Genomic DNA, 13,643 nt, shown 5'->3' on the forward strand with positions numbered 1-13,643 from the left:
GCAGCACACCGCATCAATCATCATCATGCGTATGCGAACGGTATTTTGCTTCTTGTGACGCCAAGCCCTTGCCGCTCAAGCCGGGCGTGACTGGACTCTGCCATTGCAGGTACCAAAAGCCCAGAACCGCGGCCACCATCAGCAGCGCCAAAGGCCGCCAGGCCCGGCGAATACCCTGGTTGGGAGCGCCTTCTTTCTTGCCATTGATCATGGCGCGCACCAGGTTCTCGCGGTGCAACAGGCTGGTCAGCACGGCGCCGCCAATGTGCAGGCCGACGACAGCCAGCATGAAGCCTGCCGCCCCTTCGTGTATCTCTTTGAGCCACCTGGCCCCCGGCACGTTGTAGAACAACCAGCCGGTCGCCACGATAGCCATGCTCAACGACAGCAACAGCACAATCGCCACCGCACCCGCCGGGTTGTGCCCGACATGATGCTCTGGCCGGCCAGCCAGCATGGCACGCCCGTAACGCACCAGCGTTTGCGGGCCACGCACAAAGCTGCCAAAACGGGCGTAGCGCGTGCCCAGCAGGCCCCACAAAATCCGAAACGCAACCAGCCCGGCCATGGTGTAGCCCAGGGTGACGTGCAGCGTCAGCCAGCGATCACTTTCTGCGCTCACATAGGCCCCGGCAAAGCTCAGCGCCAGCAGCCAGTGGAACACCCGCACCGGCGCGTCCCACACCAGGATTTGGCTTTTTTCTTTCGCCTTGTCAAAAATTTGCATCCCATCTCCAAGAAGCGGCCATGGTAGAAGTCACAGATTAAGCAAGTCTTAAGGCGCTGGCGCTTGCGTGGACACACCCAAGCGCTATGCTTGCGCGTTGCATCCCCATCGGGGTGATAACTTTTCTTTCATATTCCAGGAGCCAACCATGAAGAAAACTGTGTGGACAATGACTTGTGGTCTTATTTTTTCGAGCCTGGCTGCGACCGCGCTGGCCCAAACACCCATGTCGCCAAAGGCCCAGTACACGGCCGACAGCAGGCAGGCGCAGGAGCGCTACGCCGCCGACAAAAAACTCTGCAATGACGAGGCCTCGTCCACGGCGCGCCTGCAATGCCGCCGCGACGCCAAGAGCGAGTACGACAAAGCCATCTCGGCGGCCAAGGCGCAACTGGCAGCCCAGACGCCCGCTGCAACGTCAAAGCAGAATGCCACGGCGGCCTGCCCTGATTGCGGACGGGTGACTGCCGTCAACGTGAGCGACAAAAAAGGCGAAGGCAGTGCCGTTGGCCTGATTGCCGGCGGCGTCACTGGCGCCATATTGGGCCATCAAGTGGGCGGCGGCATGGGCAAAGACTTGGCCACGGTCGCCGGTGCGGCGGGCGGTGCGTATGCGGGCAAAAAAATTGAAGAAAACGTCAAGACGCACAAGGTGTGGACGGTTCACGTGCAGTACCAGGACGGCCGCAAACACAGCTTCAGCTTCGAGCAGAACCCCGGCTTCAGGACCGGCGATGCCGTCAGGAACTCGGGCAACAGCATCGTGCGCCAGTGAATTGGCGGATAGAAGCCCGCAATGACACCCCGGGAACCGGGCAAGATTACAGCCCCCGCACCACCTCCATCGCCTGCTCGACGCGCTCCACAGCGTGGATGGTCAAGCCTTCAATCGGTTTTTTCGGCGCGTTGGCCTTGGGCACCAGCGCCACGCTAAAGCCCAGCTTGGCGGCTTCCTTCAGCCGCTCCTGACCACGCGGCGCGGGCCGCACTTCACCGGCCAGGCCAACCTCGCCAAAGGCGAAAAACCCCTTCGGTAGCGGCTTGCCGCGCAGGCTCGACGTGATCGCCAGCAGCACCGCCAGATCGGCAGCGGGCTCGCTGATGCGCACACCGCCGACCGCGTTCACAAACACGTCCTGGTCCATGCAGGCCACGCCCGCATGGCGGTGCAGCACGGCCAGCAACATGGCAAGGCGGTCTTTGTCCAGCCCCACGCTCAAACGCCGGGGCGAGGGCCCGCCGCTGTCGACCAGCGCTTGAATTTCCACCAGCATCGGCCGTGTGCCCTCCAGCGTCACCATGACGCAACTGCCGGGCACGGGCTCGGCGTGCTGGCTCAGAAAAATGGCGCTCGGGTTGCTCACCCCCTTGAGACCTTTCTCGGTCATGGCAAAGACGCCAATTTCATTCACCGCGCCAAAGCGGTTCTTGATGGCGCGCACCAGCCTGAAGCTTGAATGCGTGTCGCCTTCAAAGTACAGCACCGTGTCCACCATATGCTCCAGCACGCGCGGGCCCGCCAGGGCGCCTTCCTTGGTGACATGGCCGACCAGCACGATGCAGACCCCGCTGGCCTTGGCCGCGCGCGTCAGGTGCGCGGCGCATTCGCGCACTTGCGCCACCGAACCGGGGGCCGACGTGAGCTGATCCGAGTAGACCGTCTGGATCGAGTCGATGACGGCGATGTCAGGCTGGGTGGCCGCCAAAATGGACAGGATTTTTTCCAGCTGGATCTCGGCCAGCACCCGCACCTGCGAGTGGTCCAGCCCGAGGCGGCGCGAGCGCAGCGCGACTTGCGCGCCGCTTTCTTCACCCGTCACGTACAAGGTGCTCTGGCCGCCGCGTTGCAGCGAGTCGAGCGCCTGCAGCAGCAAGGTTGATTTGCCAATGCCGGGGTCACCCCCGATCAGCACGACGCCGCCTTCGACCATGCCGCCGCCCAGCACACGGTCAAGCTCCTCGTGGCCGGTGGGGGTACGCGCCATGTCCACCGCGTCGATGTCACCCAGAATGGCGACTTCGGCCGTCTTGGCCAGGGAGGCGAAACGGTTTTTGGCGGGGGACAAGCTCTCTGGCACCGCTTCAATCAGCGTGTTCCAGGCGTTGCAACTGGGGCATTTGCCCTGCCATTTGGGGCTGGTGCCGCCACAGTCGGAGCAAACATAAACGGTTTTTTCTTTGGCCATGCGGGCAATGTTACTGTATAAAAAAACAGATACCGGCAGGGCCGGTTTGGCAATCTGTGTTTGCTATATTATTAATAGCATATTACGTAGCAATGACGGGGGCTATAGCCAGTTTTATCTCTGAAACATTCAGGCTCAGTCGTCGTCTTCCTTGTCCTTGCGCTTGCGCTTACCCGACCCTTTGTTCTCTGGCTCCTCCTGGGCGCTGCGATGACATTCAACGCAGTTCTCGAAGTTTCCAATGCCTTCTTCCTGATGCTCCGAACGTATTTTGTCCAGGCTGTGTTCATGGCAACCGTAGCAGGTGTAGCGGCGGTAGTCGTTGTTGCTGTGACAGGTCTCGCATGAGGCGGCGTGGTCCCTGTCGAGCAAAAACAATTTGTCATGTTCAAACGTGGCGGGTTTCCAGGCTTGCTGGCTGTGACATTGGTTGCAGTTGCCTGTGATTTGGCCGTGCAGCTTGTCGGTCGGCGCCTGGTGGCAACTCTGGCATTGCTCACGCACCGCTGTTTTGAGCAATAAATGCGAGAACGGCTTGCGACTGCGCCGGGTGAGTTTGGGGGCTGCGTGATCGCTGTGGCAGGCCATGCAGTCCTGCTCGACCAGCGCCTGGTGGAACGAAGTCTTGCGCGTGCGTTGAACAATGGCCACGCCCTTGCTGGTGCGCAGGCCGATGTCGGGCAAAACATGGCAGCTGACGCAGCGCGCCGCTGATGCGCCGCGCCAGGGCGCATGGCAGGCGAAGCAGTCGGTGGCGATTTCGGCGTGGGCCGCCACCACCGGACCGGGGCTTACCATCAGGTGCGGATAGGTAAAGATCAGGACGACCAGCACCAGCAGGTTGGCCGCTATCAGGGCCATGAGCCAGCCGCGTTTCATTTCCAGCCCCAGAATAAAAAGACGGCCATGATGTGTGCCAGGGCGAGCACGGCAAACGCCAGCGTGATCGGAAAGTGAACCGAGCGCCACTGCTTGACCGCATCAAACGTCAGGCTGTCCCAGTACAGGTGCTCGTCGAGTTCATCGGCAGCCATGCCGTGCTGGCGCATCCTCTGCCGTGCTTCTTCCAGTCGCCGGCGCGAACGGTCGAGCAAAAATTTGCCGGTCAGCCCGCTGGTGACGTTGATCAGCATGGCCACGACCGCCAGCCAGGCCAGAATCGAGTTGAAATGAATACCGGCGTGCACCAGCACCAGCAAGGAGCCGAGCCAGGCCATGCGCTCATGCCAGCGCAGCAGCTGCAGCGGGCGCCCCGCTTTGATCAGCCGGCGTTTGCGCAGCGAATAGCCGAATGAACCCAGAATCAGCAGCGTTCCTGGAATCCCCAGATAGCGACCGATCCAGGCGATGTTGGCCAAGTGCAACAAGGCGTCGATCAACACGGTGGCCAGCGCCAGCGTGCCCAAAGACAGCAAAAAGGGCAGGACTTCGCGCCGGATCAGTCTGGCTTTCATACTCGTCAGGCCTCAATTTCCAAGGCTGATTCCGGCCTGCCGACGCAGAGCAGGCAATGCCCTGGTGCGACGTCATGCTCCGGCGGGTTGGCGTAGCGCACGCGGCCGGAAATCAGTTTCGTCTCGCAAGTTCCGCAGCCGCCCGAGCGGCAACCTGAAGCCACGGCCACGTCATGGCGCTCGGCAAAGTCAAGCAGGGTGTCGTCCTGGCCGTCCCACGTGAGCGTGCGGCCAGAGCGGCGGAAATGGATGGCGAGCGGGGCGGCCAGACCCGCAGCTTGCGCCTGGGATGTGGCAGCCGGCAAACGCACCGATGCCGGGCCGAACGCTTCGAAGTGGATGTCTGCTTGCGGCACGCCCCAGCGGGCCAGCGCCGGCACCAGGCTCTCCATCATGGCCGCCGGGCCGCAGACATAGAACTGATGCCGGCCGTGCGGCAAGGTCCGCCGCAGCAGATCGATGTCCACGTGCCCGGCATGCTGGTAGTCGCGCTCCGGCGCGTCGTTCGGGCCGGGGCGGCTGTAGACCACGCTCAGGTGAAAGTTGGGATGCGCGTTGGCCAACTGTTCGAGCTGCAGCTTGAACGCATGTTCGCCGCCTTGGCGCACCCCGTAGTAGAGGTGAAGCGTGCGCCCGGGCTGCTCGGCCAGACACCAGCGCAGCATGCTCATCATCGGCGTGACGCCGATGCCGCCCGCGATGAGCACGGCCGGCACCTGCGGGTCGGGATCGATGACGAAGTGACCCGACGGCGCCTTGATCTGGAGCACATCACCCGCGCGGACCCGGTCATGAAAGTGACTTGAGGACGCGCCGGGCGGAACCTGCGGCCGATCGTCCGGGGTCGGGATGCGCTTGATGGTGACGCGATAACACGTCGGCTCCGGCTGGTTGGACAACGAGTAGCAGCGCGTGATCGCGCGTTGGCCGCCTGGCGCGCCTGCGTCGGCGACCTGCAGCGTGAAGGTGAGGAACTGGCCCGGCTTGAACGGCGGCAGCGCGGCGCCATCGACCGGCGCGAGATAAAAGGAGCACTGCGTGTGGGTGTCGTCCTCGAATTCGCGGCGCAGCACGCGGAACTCGCGCCAGCCGGACCAGGCGCCCGATGAAACGGGCCGGGTTTCGACGCCCGCGGCGACCGGCGTCTGGGCCACCACACCGCGTCGCCGCCACACCATGACGCCGATCCCGAGCGCAAGCTGAAACAACAATGCCGCACAGATGTAGGCAAGAAGCAATGGGGCGGTCACGGATAACTTAAGCTGCTGCTGAAGGCGTCGGGTGGTCCAGATCAGGCCGGCGCCAAGGGTCCACATGCGTCATCAGGTTCAGCACCCGATGGCGCTGCAGCACACGCTGCCTGGCCTCGACGGCAATATCATGGCCGGCCTCGACGCTGATCTCGGCATCGACTTCGATGTGCGCGTCGACGACGATCATGTCGCCCATCTTGCGCGTGCGCACGTCGTGCACGCCGCTCACGCCCGGGGTTTCGATCAGCGTCAGGCGGATGGCCTGCACCTCCTGCTCGTCCACCGCGCGGTCCATCAGGTCGTGCAGCGCGTCCCAGCTGAAGCCCCAGCCCATCCGGGTGACCATGAAACCGACGATGAGCGCGGCGATCGGATCCAGGATCGGGTAGCCTGCCAGGTTGCCGATGATGCCGATGCCCACCACCAGCGAGGACGCCGCATCCGAGCGCGCATGCCAGGCGTTGGCCACCAGCATGCTCGACTTGACGCGCTTGGCCACTGACAGCATGTAGCGGAACAACAGCTCCTTGGCGATCAGCGCGCCAGCGGCCACCCACAGCGCCATGATGTGGACGGTTTGCACGGTCTCGGGCGCTTCCAGCTTGCGCGCGGCCGACCACAGCATGCCCAGGCCGACGGCCAGCAACAGCGTGCCCAGCACCAGTGAGGCGGCGGTCTCAAAACGCTGGTGGCCGTAGGGGTGGTCGGCGTCAGCGTCTTTTTTACTGTGGTGGCTGGCGAACAGCACGACAAAGTCCGCCACCAGGTCCGACAGCGAATGAATGCCGTCGGCAATCAGGCCTTGCGACTTGGCCACGACACCGATCGCGATCTGGGTGATGGTCAGGACCAGGTTGACACCCACGCTGACCCAGGTGCTGCGCGATGCAGCGGCGACGCGCTCGGCCGGGCTGTGGTCTGTGTCCTCGGGGTCATCGGCAAGTTCGGTGAATTTCATGGGAAGTTTCTGCTGAATTTTGATGCTAGCGCGTCAATGGTAACGAAGGCCTCAAGTCATGTGCTGTGCCACCGGCGCTGCAGCAGATCGAACGTCACCGGGGTGGCCGCCAAGGTTGAACGGAATCGACATGAAAGCGATCAGGATCACGGGTACCAGTGCGGCCAGCACGACGCCGCCGAATTGACGGATGAATAAGCGAAGGGATGAATCCATGGAGAGCCTCTTGGGTGAAGTGAATCAATGTCGCTATCTTCGCGCTCTGGTCTTAAGGGCGCCTTATGGCGAAACTGGGCAACTTGAGGGCCTGTGCCACAACAAGGGATTGACCGGTTTGACGCAGGCTATCAAAATTGGAGCGGCGAACACAAGCAAGGCACGCAGACCCGATGAAAAGGCAACAAATATGAAAACACCTGTCAACACCTTCAAACAAGCCCTGCAAAACCAGCAAACCCAGATCGGCCTGTGGCTGGGTCTGGCTGACCCCTATTGCGCTGAAATTCTGGCCGGCACCGGCTATGACTGGCTGGTGATCGACGGCGAGCACGCGCCCAACGATCTGCGCTCGGTCCTCGGGCAACTGCAAGCCATTGCCAGCGCCACCAGTGCGCTGGCGGGCCCTGGTTCGCACCCCGTGGTTCGCGTGCCGGTGGGCGAGACGGCGCTGATCAAACAATACCTCGAACTCGGTGCGCAGACCATTCTGGTGCCCATGGTGGACACGGCGGCCCAGGCCGCCCAACTGGCGCAGGCCATGCGCTACCCGCCGCAGGGCATGCGCGGCATTGGCAGTGCGCTGGCGCGCTCCTCGCGCTGGCAGCGCTACCCGAACTACCTTCATGAAGCCAATGAGCAGGTCTGTCTGCTGGTGCAGACCGAGACGGTGGAGGCGATGAAAAACCTGGACGCCATCGCCGCCACACCGGGCGTCGACGGCGTCTTTATCGGCCCGGCCGACTTGTCGGCCTCGATGGGATTTCCCGGCAATCCGGGTCATCCCGAGGTACAGGCGGCGATTGAAGACGGTATCGCCCGCATTCTCAGGGCCGGCAAGGCGCCCGGCATCCTGGCCGGCAACGAAGACCAGGCTCGCAAGTGGTTGACTGCCGGGGCCTTGTTCGTGGCTGTGGGCGTCGATACCATCCTGCTGTCGGCGGCAGCGACAGCGCTGCTGGAGAAGTTCAAGCTGCCGGCGGCCGGCGCCGCTGCGAACAGTGGCTATTGAACATTGCTATCAAAATAGCAGCTACTTAGGCATATTCGACGCGGGCTAGAGCCAGATATGGCTCATTACCCACTCAGCCAAGTGTGTCTTCAAGACGCCGGTGCCAGCGCTGACTGGCAAAAATGTCAGGTTTTCTCTTTGACCGTCTTGGATGCGCCGTCCGCCTTGACGCGGGCGATGTCGGCCTCACGCGCGGCCTCGGTGGCATACATCTGACTGGTACCGATGACCTGATGATTGGCCGCCTTCAGGTTGAAGAACGCTTTTCCATTGGACGCGGTCTTGCGCTCATAGCGCTCGTCCAGCAGACTGTTGGCCTGAGCCGATGCCACGCCCTGCTCGGCCGAACTCCTTGCTTTGTAGAGTTCACTCGTCAGCAGCGTGTCGCCCGTGCCGTCCTTGAGGACGAAGCGGAACTGTCCATCGCTACTCTTGCTCAATTCATACCAGCCAGCCATGTGAATTCTCCTGTAGTGAGGAACCGCGCCCTGCAAGTTTTCCCTCGGTTTTTCCAATCTCTGCCCGAGCGTAGGCAAAGGCCACAGGTTCCGGCTTGCGAAATCTCAAGGACCCGGCCTCATCCGCGCGGCAGCGCAAAATGCTGCCGTCGGCTTGAGTACCGTCAATAGCGGCGCGAACTGCCGCAACCACAATGATCGGCCCCATCCGCTCTCAGCATGACCCCTGTTCTCTTCCTCGCTGCCCCTCTTGATCCCCTGCAGGATTCATCGCAGTGGCAGCTGCGCGTTGAGGATGGGCCATGACCGGCCTGACCGGTCTTGCCGCCGCCGCCCGGCTCAGGCAATACGGCCCCAATCGGCTTCAGCCCGCCAGACAACGGGCGCTGCTGCTGCAGTTTCTGGCGCACTTAAAAAACCCCTTGGTCCTGGTGCTGCTGGCGGCCAGCGGCCTGTCCGCCTTGACGGGTGACGTGACGGGCGCCGTCATCATCGGGGCGATCGTGCTGATGAGTGTGACGCTGGATTTTGTGCAGTCCTACCGGGCCGGGCGTGCGGCCGAACAACTGGCGTTGCAGGTGGCCGTCACCGCCACCGTGCTGCGGGACGGCCAGCGACGCGAACTGCCGGTGGCCGAGCTGGTGCCCGGTGACGTGGTGCTGCTGTCGGCAGGCGATCTGGTGCCAGCCGATGCGCGGCTGCTGGAAGCGGATGACTTCTTCGTCAACCAGGCACAACTCACGGGCGAGCCTTATCCGGTGGAAAAGCGGGCCTCGTTGCCGGACAAAGCCGAGGCTGAACAAGCCGCGTCCGAGAGCTGGGCGCTGGACGCGGTGGACGCGGTCTTCATGGGCAGCTCCGTGGTCAGCGGCTCGGCGAGCGTGCTGATTGGACGCACCGGCAGCACCAGCGCGCTTGGTCAAATTGCAGTCAGCCTGGCTGATCAAGCACCGCCCACCGCCTTCGAGATCGGTACCCGGCATTTCGGCATGCTGATCATGCGCTTGACGTTTCTGCTGGTGCTGTTCACCTTGCTGGTCAATGTGGCCTTGCACCGACCGCTGCTCGAATCATTTTTGTTTGCGGTGGCGCTGGCCGTCGGCCTCACGCCTGAATTGTTGCCCATGGTGGTGTCGGTGACGCTCACGCGCGGCGCCCTGCGCATGGCGGCCTTGAAAGTGATTGTCAAGCGCCCGTCGGCGATTCAGGACATGGGCGCCATGGACGTGTTGTGCACCGACAAGACAGGCACCCTGACCGAAGCCAAAATTCGACTGGAGCGCCACGTGGACGCCGGGGGCCAGGACGATCCGCACGTTCTGGAGCTGGCCTACCTCAACAGCTATTTTGAGAGCGGCCTGAAAAGCCCGCTGGACGATGCCATCCTGGCGCATGAAGAGATTGATGTGTCCGCCTGGACCAAGATCGACGAGGTGCCGTTTGACTTTGAGCGCCGCCGCGTCTCGGTGCTGGTGCAGCGCGCCGGTGCGCGCCGGCTGGTGGTCAAAGGCGCACCCGAAGACATGGTTCGCTTGTGCACGCACTACCAGGACAGTGCAGATGCCACGGTGGCCCTGGACGCGGCGGCGCGCGTGCGCATCACCGAGCTGTTTGACAGTCTGAGTGAAGAGGGTTTCCGGGTGCTTGGCATCGCCTCGCGCGATGTGCCCGGCGATCACCCGCACGCCATGGTGTCGGACGAGAGTGAACTGGTGTTCGCGGGTTTTGCCGCCTTTCTGGACCCGCCCAAAGCCAGCGCCGGCGACGCGCTGAAAGCGCTGGCGGCCAGCGGTGTGGCCGTGAAGATCGTGACCGGTGACAACGAGCGGGTGACGCGCCATGTCTGCACCCAGCTGGGCGTGGCCATCGAAGGCGTGCTGACCGGCACCGAACTGGCAGCCCTAAACGACGACGCGCTGCGGGCCCGGGTGGAGGGTGTCAACCTGTTTTGCCGCGTCAACCCGGCGCAAAAAAACCGCATCCTCCTGGCACTGAAAGGCCGCGGCCATGTGGTGGGTTATCTGGGTGACGGCATCAACGACGCGCCTTCCCTGCACACGGCCGACGTCGGCATCTCGGTCGATGGCGCGGTGGACGTGGCCAAGCAGGCGGCGGCCATGATTCTGCTGGAGCGCGACCTGATGGTGCTGCACCAGGGCATTCTGGAAGGCCGTCGCACCTTTGGCAATGTGATGAAGTACATCATGATGGCCACCAGTTCCAACTTCGGCAACATGTTCAGCATGGCCGCCGCCACCTTGTTTCTGCCGTTCTTGCCGATGCTGCCGATGCAGATTTTGCTCAACAACCTGATGTATGACGTGTCCGAAATTACGCTGCCCATGGACAACGTGGACGAGGAAGATCTGGCGCAACCCAGACGCTGGGACATGACCTTCATCCGCAATTTCATGTTGACCATCGGGCCCATCAGCTCGCTGTTTGATTTTTTGACGTTCTCCCTGCTGCTCAGCCTGTTCGATGCGCACGAGTCCCTGTTTCGCACCGGCTGGTTTGTGGAATCCATCGCCACCCAGGTGCTGGTGATTTTTGTCATCCGTACCCGGCGCAACCCCTTGCGCAGTCACCCGAATCGGTGGCTGGTGCTGACGTCTTTGGCGGTGGTGGTCACGGCGATGCTGTTGCCGTTCACGCCATTGGCGCCCTATCTGGGGTTTACGCCCTTGCCGCTGTCTTACTTTGGGTTGCTGGGGGCGTTGGTGGTCGCGTATTTGTTGATGGTAGAAGGGGGCAAGCAATGGTTTTACCGGCGAGTGACGCGGGCCTGACCACAGCGCAAGCCGCCCAGCGCCTGGCTGAGGACGGCCCCAACGCGCTGCCCGGCGACCAACGGCGCACGCTGCTGGGCATCGCCCGTGAAACCCTGCGCGAGCCGATGTTCCTGCTGCTGCTGGCAGCGGGCTTGCTGTATCTGGTACTGGGTGACTTGCAGGAAGGCCTGATTTTGTTGGGCCTGGTGCTGGTGGTGCTGGCGCTTACCCTGTACCAGGAGGGCAAGACCGAGCGCGCGCTTGAATCGCTGCGCGACCTGTCCAGCCCGCGCGCGCTGGTGCTGCGCGACGGCCAACCGCTGCGCATTGCCGGGGCCGACGTGGTGCTGGGCGACATCCTGATCCTGGCCGAGGGCGACCGCATTCCCGCCGATGCGGTGCTGCTGAGCGGCGCCGACGTGCAGGTCGACGAATCGCTGCTGACCGGAGAGCCGATGCCGGTGAGCAAGGTGGCCGATGTCTTGGCGGCGCAAGCGGCAGCACCGCGGCCCGGGGGCGACGGCCAAGCGTATTTATTTTCCGGCACGCTGCTGGTCAAGGGCCACGGCAGCGCACGCGTCACCGCCACCGGCGCGCGCAGCGAGATCGGGCGCATTGGCACGGCGCTGGTGAGCCTGAGCAGCGAGCCTTCGCCCCTCAAAAAACAAACCGCCAGTCTGGTCAAGGTGTTGGCGCTGATGGCCTTGGCCGCCAGCCTGTTTCTGGTCGCGGCATTTGGTCTGCTGCGAGGCGACTGGCTAGGGGCGCTGCTGGCCGGCATTGCGCTGGCGATGGCCTTGCTGCCGCAGGAGTTCACCGTGGTGCTCACGGTGATTCCGGCCTTGGGCGCCTGGCGTTTGTCAAAACAGAACGTGCTGACCCGGCGCATCGCTGCCATCGAAACGCTGGGGGCAACCTCGGTGTTGTGCGTGGACAAGACCGGCACGCTGACCGAAAACCGCATGACCGTGGCTGAGCTGTATGTGCAAGGACACAAGCTGTTGATTGACTACGCCGTCACGTCGGAATTGCCCGAGCGCTTTCATACGCTGGTGGAGTTCTCCATTCTGGCCAGCGTGGTCGACCCGTTTGACCCGATGGAAAAAGCCTTTCACCGTCTCGGCCAGCATTTTCTGCAAGACACGGAGCACCTGCACCACGACTGGACCTTGATGCAGCAATATGGTTTGACGCCCGAACTGCGCGCCATGTCCCACGTCTGGAACGCGCAGCAGGATCAGCAGCATGTGGTGGCGGCCAAGGGTGCGCCTGAAGCCATCGTCGACCTGTGCCACCTGGACGGCGCCGCACAAGCCCACATTGCGGCAGCGGTGGATGCCATGGCGGCAAAGGGACTGCGCGTGCTGGGCGTCGCCCAGGCGCGTTTTGAGGGCGAGCAGTGGCCTGCCATCGAGCACGACTTTGAGTTTGAGTTCATCGGCTTGCTGGGGCTGGCCGACCCGCTGCGCGGCGAGATTCCAGACGCGGTGGCCGAGTGCCGCAGCGCCGGCATTCGCGTGGTGATGATCACCGGCGACTATCCCGCCACCGCCAGCGCCATTGCACGCCAGGCGCAGTTGCAGTCGACCCCGAACGCCGACGCTGCCGACCCGCTGCTGACCGGCGACGCCATGGCCGCCATGAGTGACACCGAACTGCAGACACGCATGCAAAGCGTCAGCATCTGTGCCCGCATTGCACCCGAGCAAAAGCTGCGCATCGTGCAGGCACTCAAAGCCAATGGCGAGGTGGTCGCCATGACCGGCGACGGCGTCAACGACGCCCCGGCGCTGAAAGCGGCCCACGTCGGTGTCGCCATGGGTGGGCGCGGCACCGACGTGGCGCGCGAGGCCGCTTCGCTGGTGTTGCTGGACGACAACTTTGCTTCCATCGTGCGCGCGGTGCGGCTGGGGCGGCGCATTTTTGACAATCTGCGCAAATCCATGTCCTACATCCTGGCGGTGCATGTGCCGATTGCCGGCATGGCGCTGCTGCCCGTTTTGCTGGGCTGGCCCACCGTGCTGTTCCCGCTGCACATTGCGTTTCTGGAGCTGGTGATCGACCCGGCCTGCTCGATGGTGTTCGAGAACGAACCGGCCGAATCCAATGTGATGCAGCGCCCCCCGCGCAACGTCAACACGCCCCTGTTTGGCGGCATGACGCTGCTGCTGGCGCTCTTGCAAGGCCTGGGCGCGCTGGCGGTGGTCATGGCCGCCACGGTGTGGGGCGCCGGCCAGTTGGCCGAAGGCGCGACGCGGGCCTTCGCTTTTGCCACGCTGGTCTGCACCAACCTGGCCCTGATTTTCTCCAATCGCAGCCGCGCCGGCTCGCTGTGGGCCAGCTTGTGGGTGCCCAACCGCACGCTGTGGATCGTGGCGAGCGCGGCGCTGGCCCTGATGGCGCTGGCGCTGTATCTGCCGTGGCTGGCGCGCCTGTTTGTGTTTGAGCCGCTGCCGCTGCCTTATTTGGGGGCCGCGCTGGGCTTGGGTTTGGCCAGCATGTTGTGGTTTGAGGCGGTCAAATTGGGGCAGCGTTTGAAATCAACGGCTTGACGCACTTGGGTCAAAGTCCCAAAATGGCGCCATAATGGAACTTGAATCCATTTTGG

12 protein-coding genes are annotated in these 13,643 nt (G+C 63.3%); 4 read left to right on the forward strand and 8 right to left on the reverse strand.

The genetic code is table 11. From position 1 onward, the window contains the following. Positions 1-13 precede the first annotated feature (13 nt). Positions 14-727 carry a cytochrome b/b6 domain-containing protein gene (locus WA157_RS13485; RefSeq protein ID WP_422621447.1) on the reverse strand — a complete coding sequence of 238 codons (714 nt, stop codon included), beginning with the start codon at positions 725-727 and terminating at the stop codon, positions 14-16. Positions 728-875: 148 nt separating this feature from the next. Here WA157_RS13485 and WA157_RS13490 point away from each other — a divergent pair, with 148 nt between their 5' ends. Then, positions 876-1,502: a glycine zipper 2TM domain-containing protein gene (locus WA157_RS13490; RefSeq protein ID WP_422621448.1), complete on the forward strand. Its 627-nt coding sequence runs from the start codon at positions 876-878 to the stop codon at positions 1,500-1,502. Between the two features lie 46 nt (positions 1,503-1,548). Here the strand turns inward: WA157_RS13490 and radA are convergent, their stop codons facing one another. The 6 genes from radA to WA157_RS13520 form a co-directional block, all read right to left on the reverse strand. After that, on the reverse strand, positions 1,549-2,913 hold the full coding sequence (radA, locus tag WA157_RS13495) for a DNA repair protein RadA (protein ID WP_422621449.1): 1,365 nt from the start codon (positions 2,911-2,913) through the stop codon (positions 1,549-1,551). A gap of 135 nt (positions 2,914-3,048) precedes the next feature. After that, positions 3,049-3,792, reverse strand: coding sequence for a cytochrome c3 family protein (locus WA157_RS13500; RefSeq protein ID WP_422621450.1), 744 nt, complete (start codon positions 3,790-3,792; stop codon positions 3,049-3,051). Then, positions 3,789-4,367 (reverse strand): hypothetical protein, encoded by a 579-nt coding sequence (locus tag WA157_RS13505; protein ID WP_422621451.1) that lies wholly within the window; start codon positions 4,365-4,367, stop codon positions 3,789-3,791. Before WA157_RS13505 ends, WA157_RS13500 begins: the two co-directional genes overlap by 4 nt. Before the next feature lie 5 nt (positions 4,368-4,372). Continuing rightward, complete coding sequence (locus WA157_RS13510; protein WP_422621452.1) at positions 4,373-5,683, reverse strand: 2Fe-2S iron-sulfur cluster-binding protein; 1,311 nt, start codon at positions 5,681-5,683, stop codon at positions 4,373-4,375. Continuing rightward, a complete protein-coding gene (locus WA157_RS13515) occupies positions 5,625-6,578 on the reverse strand; it encodes a cation diffusion facilitator family transporter (RefSeq protein WP_422621453.1) in 954 nt (317 codons plus the stop codon). The genes WA157_RS13510 and WA157_RS13515 overlap by 59 nt, the downstream gene beginning before the upstream one ends. Positions 6,579-6,629: 51 nt before the next feature. After that, positions 6,630-6,794: a hypothetical protein gene (locus WA157_RS13520; protein ID WP_422621454.1), complete on the reverse strand. Its 165-nt coding sequence runs from the start codon at positions 6,792-6,794 to the stop codon at positions 6,630-6,632. Positions 6,795-6,984: 190 nt separating this feature from the next. On the opposite strand from WA157_RS13520, the gene hpaI reads away from it, so the two are divergent. Further along, positions 6,985-7,806 carry a 4-hydroxy-2-oxoheptanedioate aldolase gene (gene hpaI, locus WA157_RS13525; RefSeq protein ID WP_422621455.1) on the forward strand — a complete coding sequence of 274 codons (822 nt, stop codon included), beginning with the start codon at positions 6,985-6,987 and terminating at the stop codon, positions 7,804-7,806. 125 nt (positions 7,807-7,931) lie between these two features. Here hpaI and WA157_RS13530 read toward each other — a convergent pair whose 3' ends face one another. Next, positions 7,932-8,264, reverse strand: coding sequence for a YegP family protein (locus tag WA157_RS13530; protein WP_422621456.1), 333 nt, complete (start codon positions 8,262-8,264; stop codon positions 7,932-7,934). Positions 8,265-8,566: 302 nt separating this feature from the next. Between WA157_RS13530 and mgtA the strand changes: the two genes are divergently transcribed. Continuing rightward, positions 8,567-11,053, forward strand: coding sequence for a magnesium-translocating P-type ATPase (mgtA, locus tag WA157_RS13535; RefSeq protein WP_422621457.1), 2,487 nt, complete (start codon positions 8,567-8,569; stop codon positions 11,051-11,053). Beyond that, positions 11,023-13,587, forward strand: coding sequence for a cation-translocating P-type ATPase (locus WA157_RS13540; RefSeq protein ID WP_422621458.1), 2,565 nt, complete (start codon positions 11,023-11,025; stop codon positions 13,585-13,587). Before mgtA ends, WA157_RS13540 begins: the two co-directional genes overlap by 31 nt. Positions 13,588-13,643 lie beyond the last annotated feature (56 nt).

Source organism: Rhodoferax ferrireducens (assembly GCF_049302455.1).
Classification (GTDB): Bacteria; Pseudomonadota; Gammaproteobacteria; order Burkholderiales; family Burkholderiaceae_C; genus Rhodoferax; species Rhodoferax ferrireducens_B.

What these genes read in the sequence shown, in the direction of transcription:
- hpaI (WP_422621455.1), top strand. Translation starts at nt 6,985, where the DNA reads ATGAAAACACCTGTCAACACCTTCAAACAAGCCCTGCAAAACCAGCAA.
- WA157_RS13520 (WP_422621454.1), bottom strand. Translation starts at nt 6,794, where the DNA reads ATGGATTCATCCCTTCGCTTATTCATCCGTCAATTCGGCGGCGTCGTG.
- WA157_RS13490 (WP_422621448.1), top strand. Translation starts at nt 876, where the DNA reads ATGAAGAAAACTGTGTGGACAATGACTTGTGGTCTTATTTTTTCGAGC.
- WA157_RS13540 (WP_422621458.1), top strand. Translation starts at nt 11,023, where the DNA reads ATGGTTTTACCGGCGAGTGACGCGGGCCTGACCACAGCGCAAGCCGCC.
- WA157_RS13485 (WP_422621447.1), bottom strand. Translation starts at nt 727, where the DNA reads ATGCAAATTTTTGACAAGGCGAAAGAAAAAAGCCAAATCCTGGTGTGG.
- WA157_RS13500 (WP_422621450.1), bottom strand. Translation starts at nt 3,792, where the DNA reads ATGAAACGCGGCTGGCTCATGGCCCTGATAGCGGCCAACCTGCTGGTG.
- WA157_RS13510 (WP_422621452.1), bottom strand. Translation starts at nt 5,683, where the DNA reads ATGTGGACCCTTGGCGCCGGCCTGATCTGGACCACCCGACGCCTTCAG.
- WA157_RS13530 (WP_422621456.1), bottom strand. Translation starts at nt 8,264, where the DNA reads ATGGCTGGCTGGTATGAATTGAGCAAGAGTAGCGATGGACAGTTCCGC.
- mgtA (WP_422621457.1), top strand. Translation starts at nt 8,567, where the DNA reads ATGACCGGCCTGACCGGTCTTGCCGCCGCCGCCCGGCTCAGGCAATAC.
- radA (WP_422621449.1), bottom strand. Translation starts at nt 2,913, where the DNA reads ATGGCCAAAGAAAAAACCGTTTATGTTTGCTCCGACTGTGGCGGCACC.
- WA157_RS13515 (WP_422621453.1), bottom strand. Translation starts at nt 6,578, where the DNA reads ATGAAATTCACCGAACTTGCCGATGACCCCGAGGACACAGACCACAGC.
- WA157_RS13505 (WP_422621451.1), bottom strand. Translation starts at nt 4,367, where the DNA reads ATGAAAGCCAGACTGATCCGGCGCGAAGTCCTGCCCTTTTTGCTGTCT.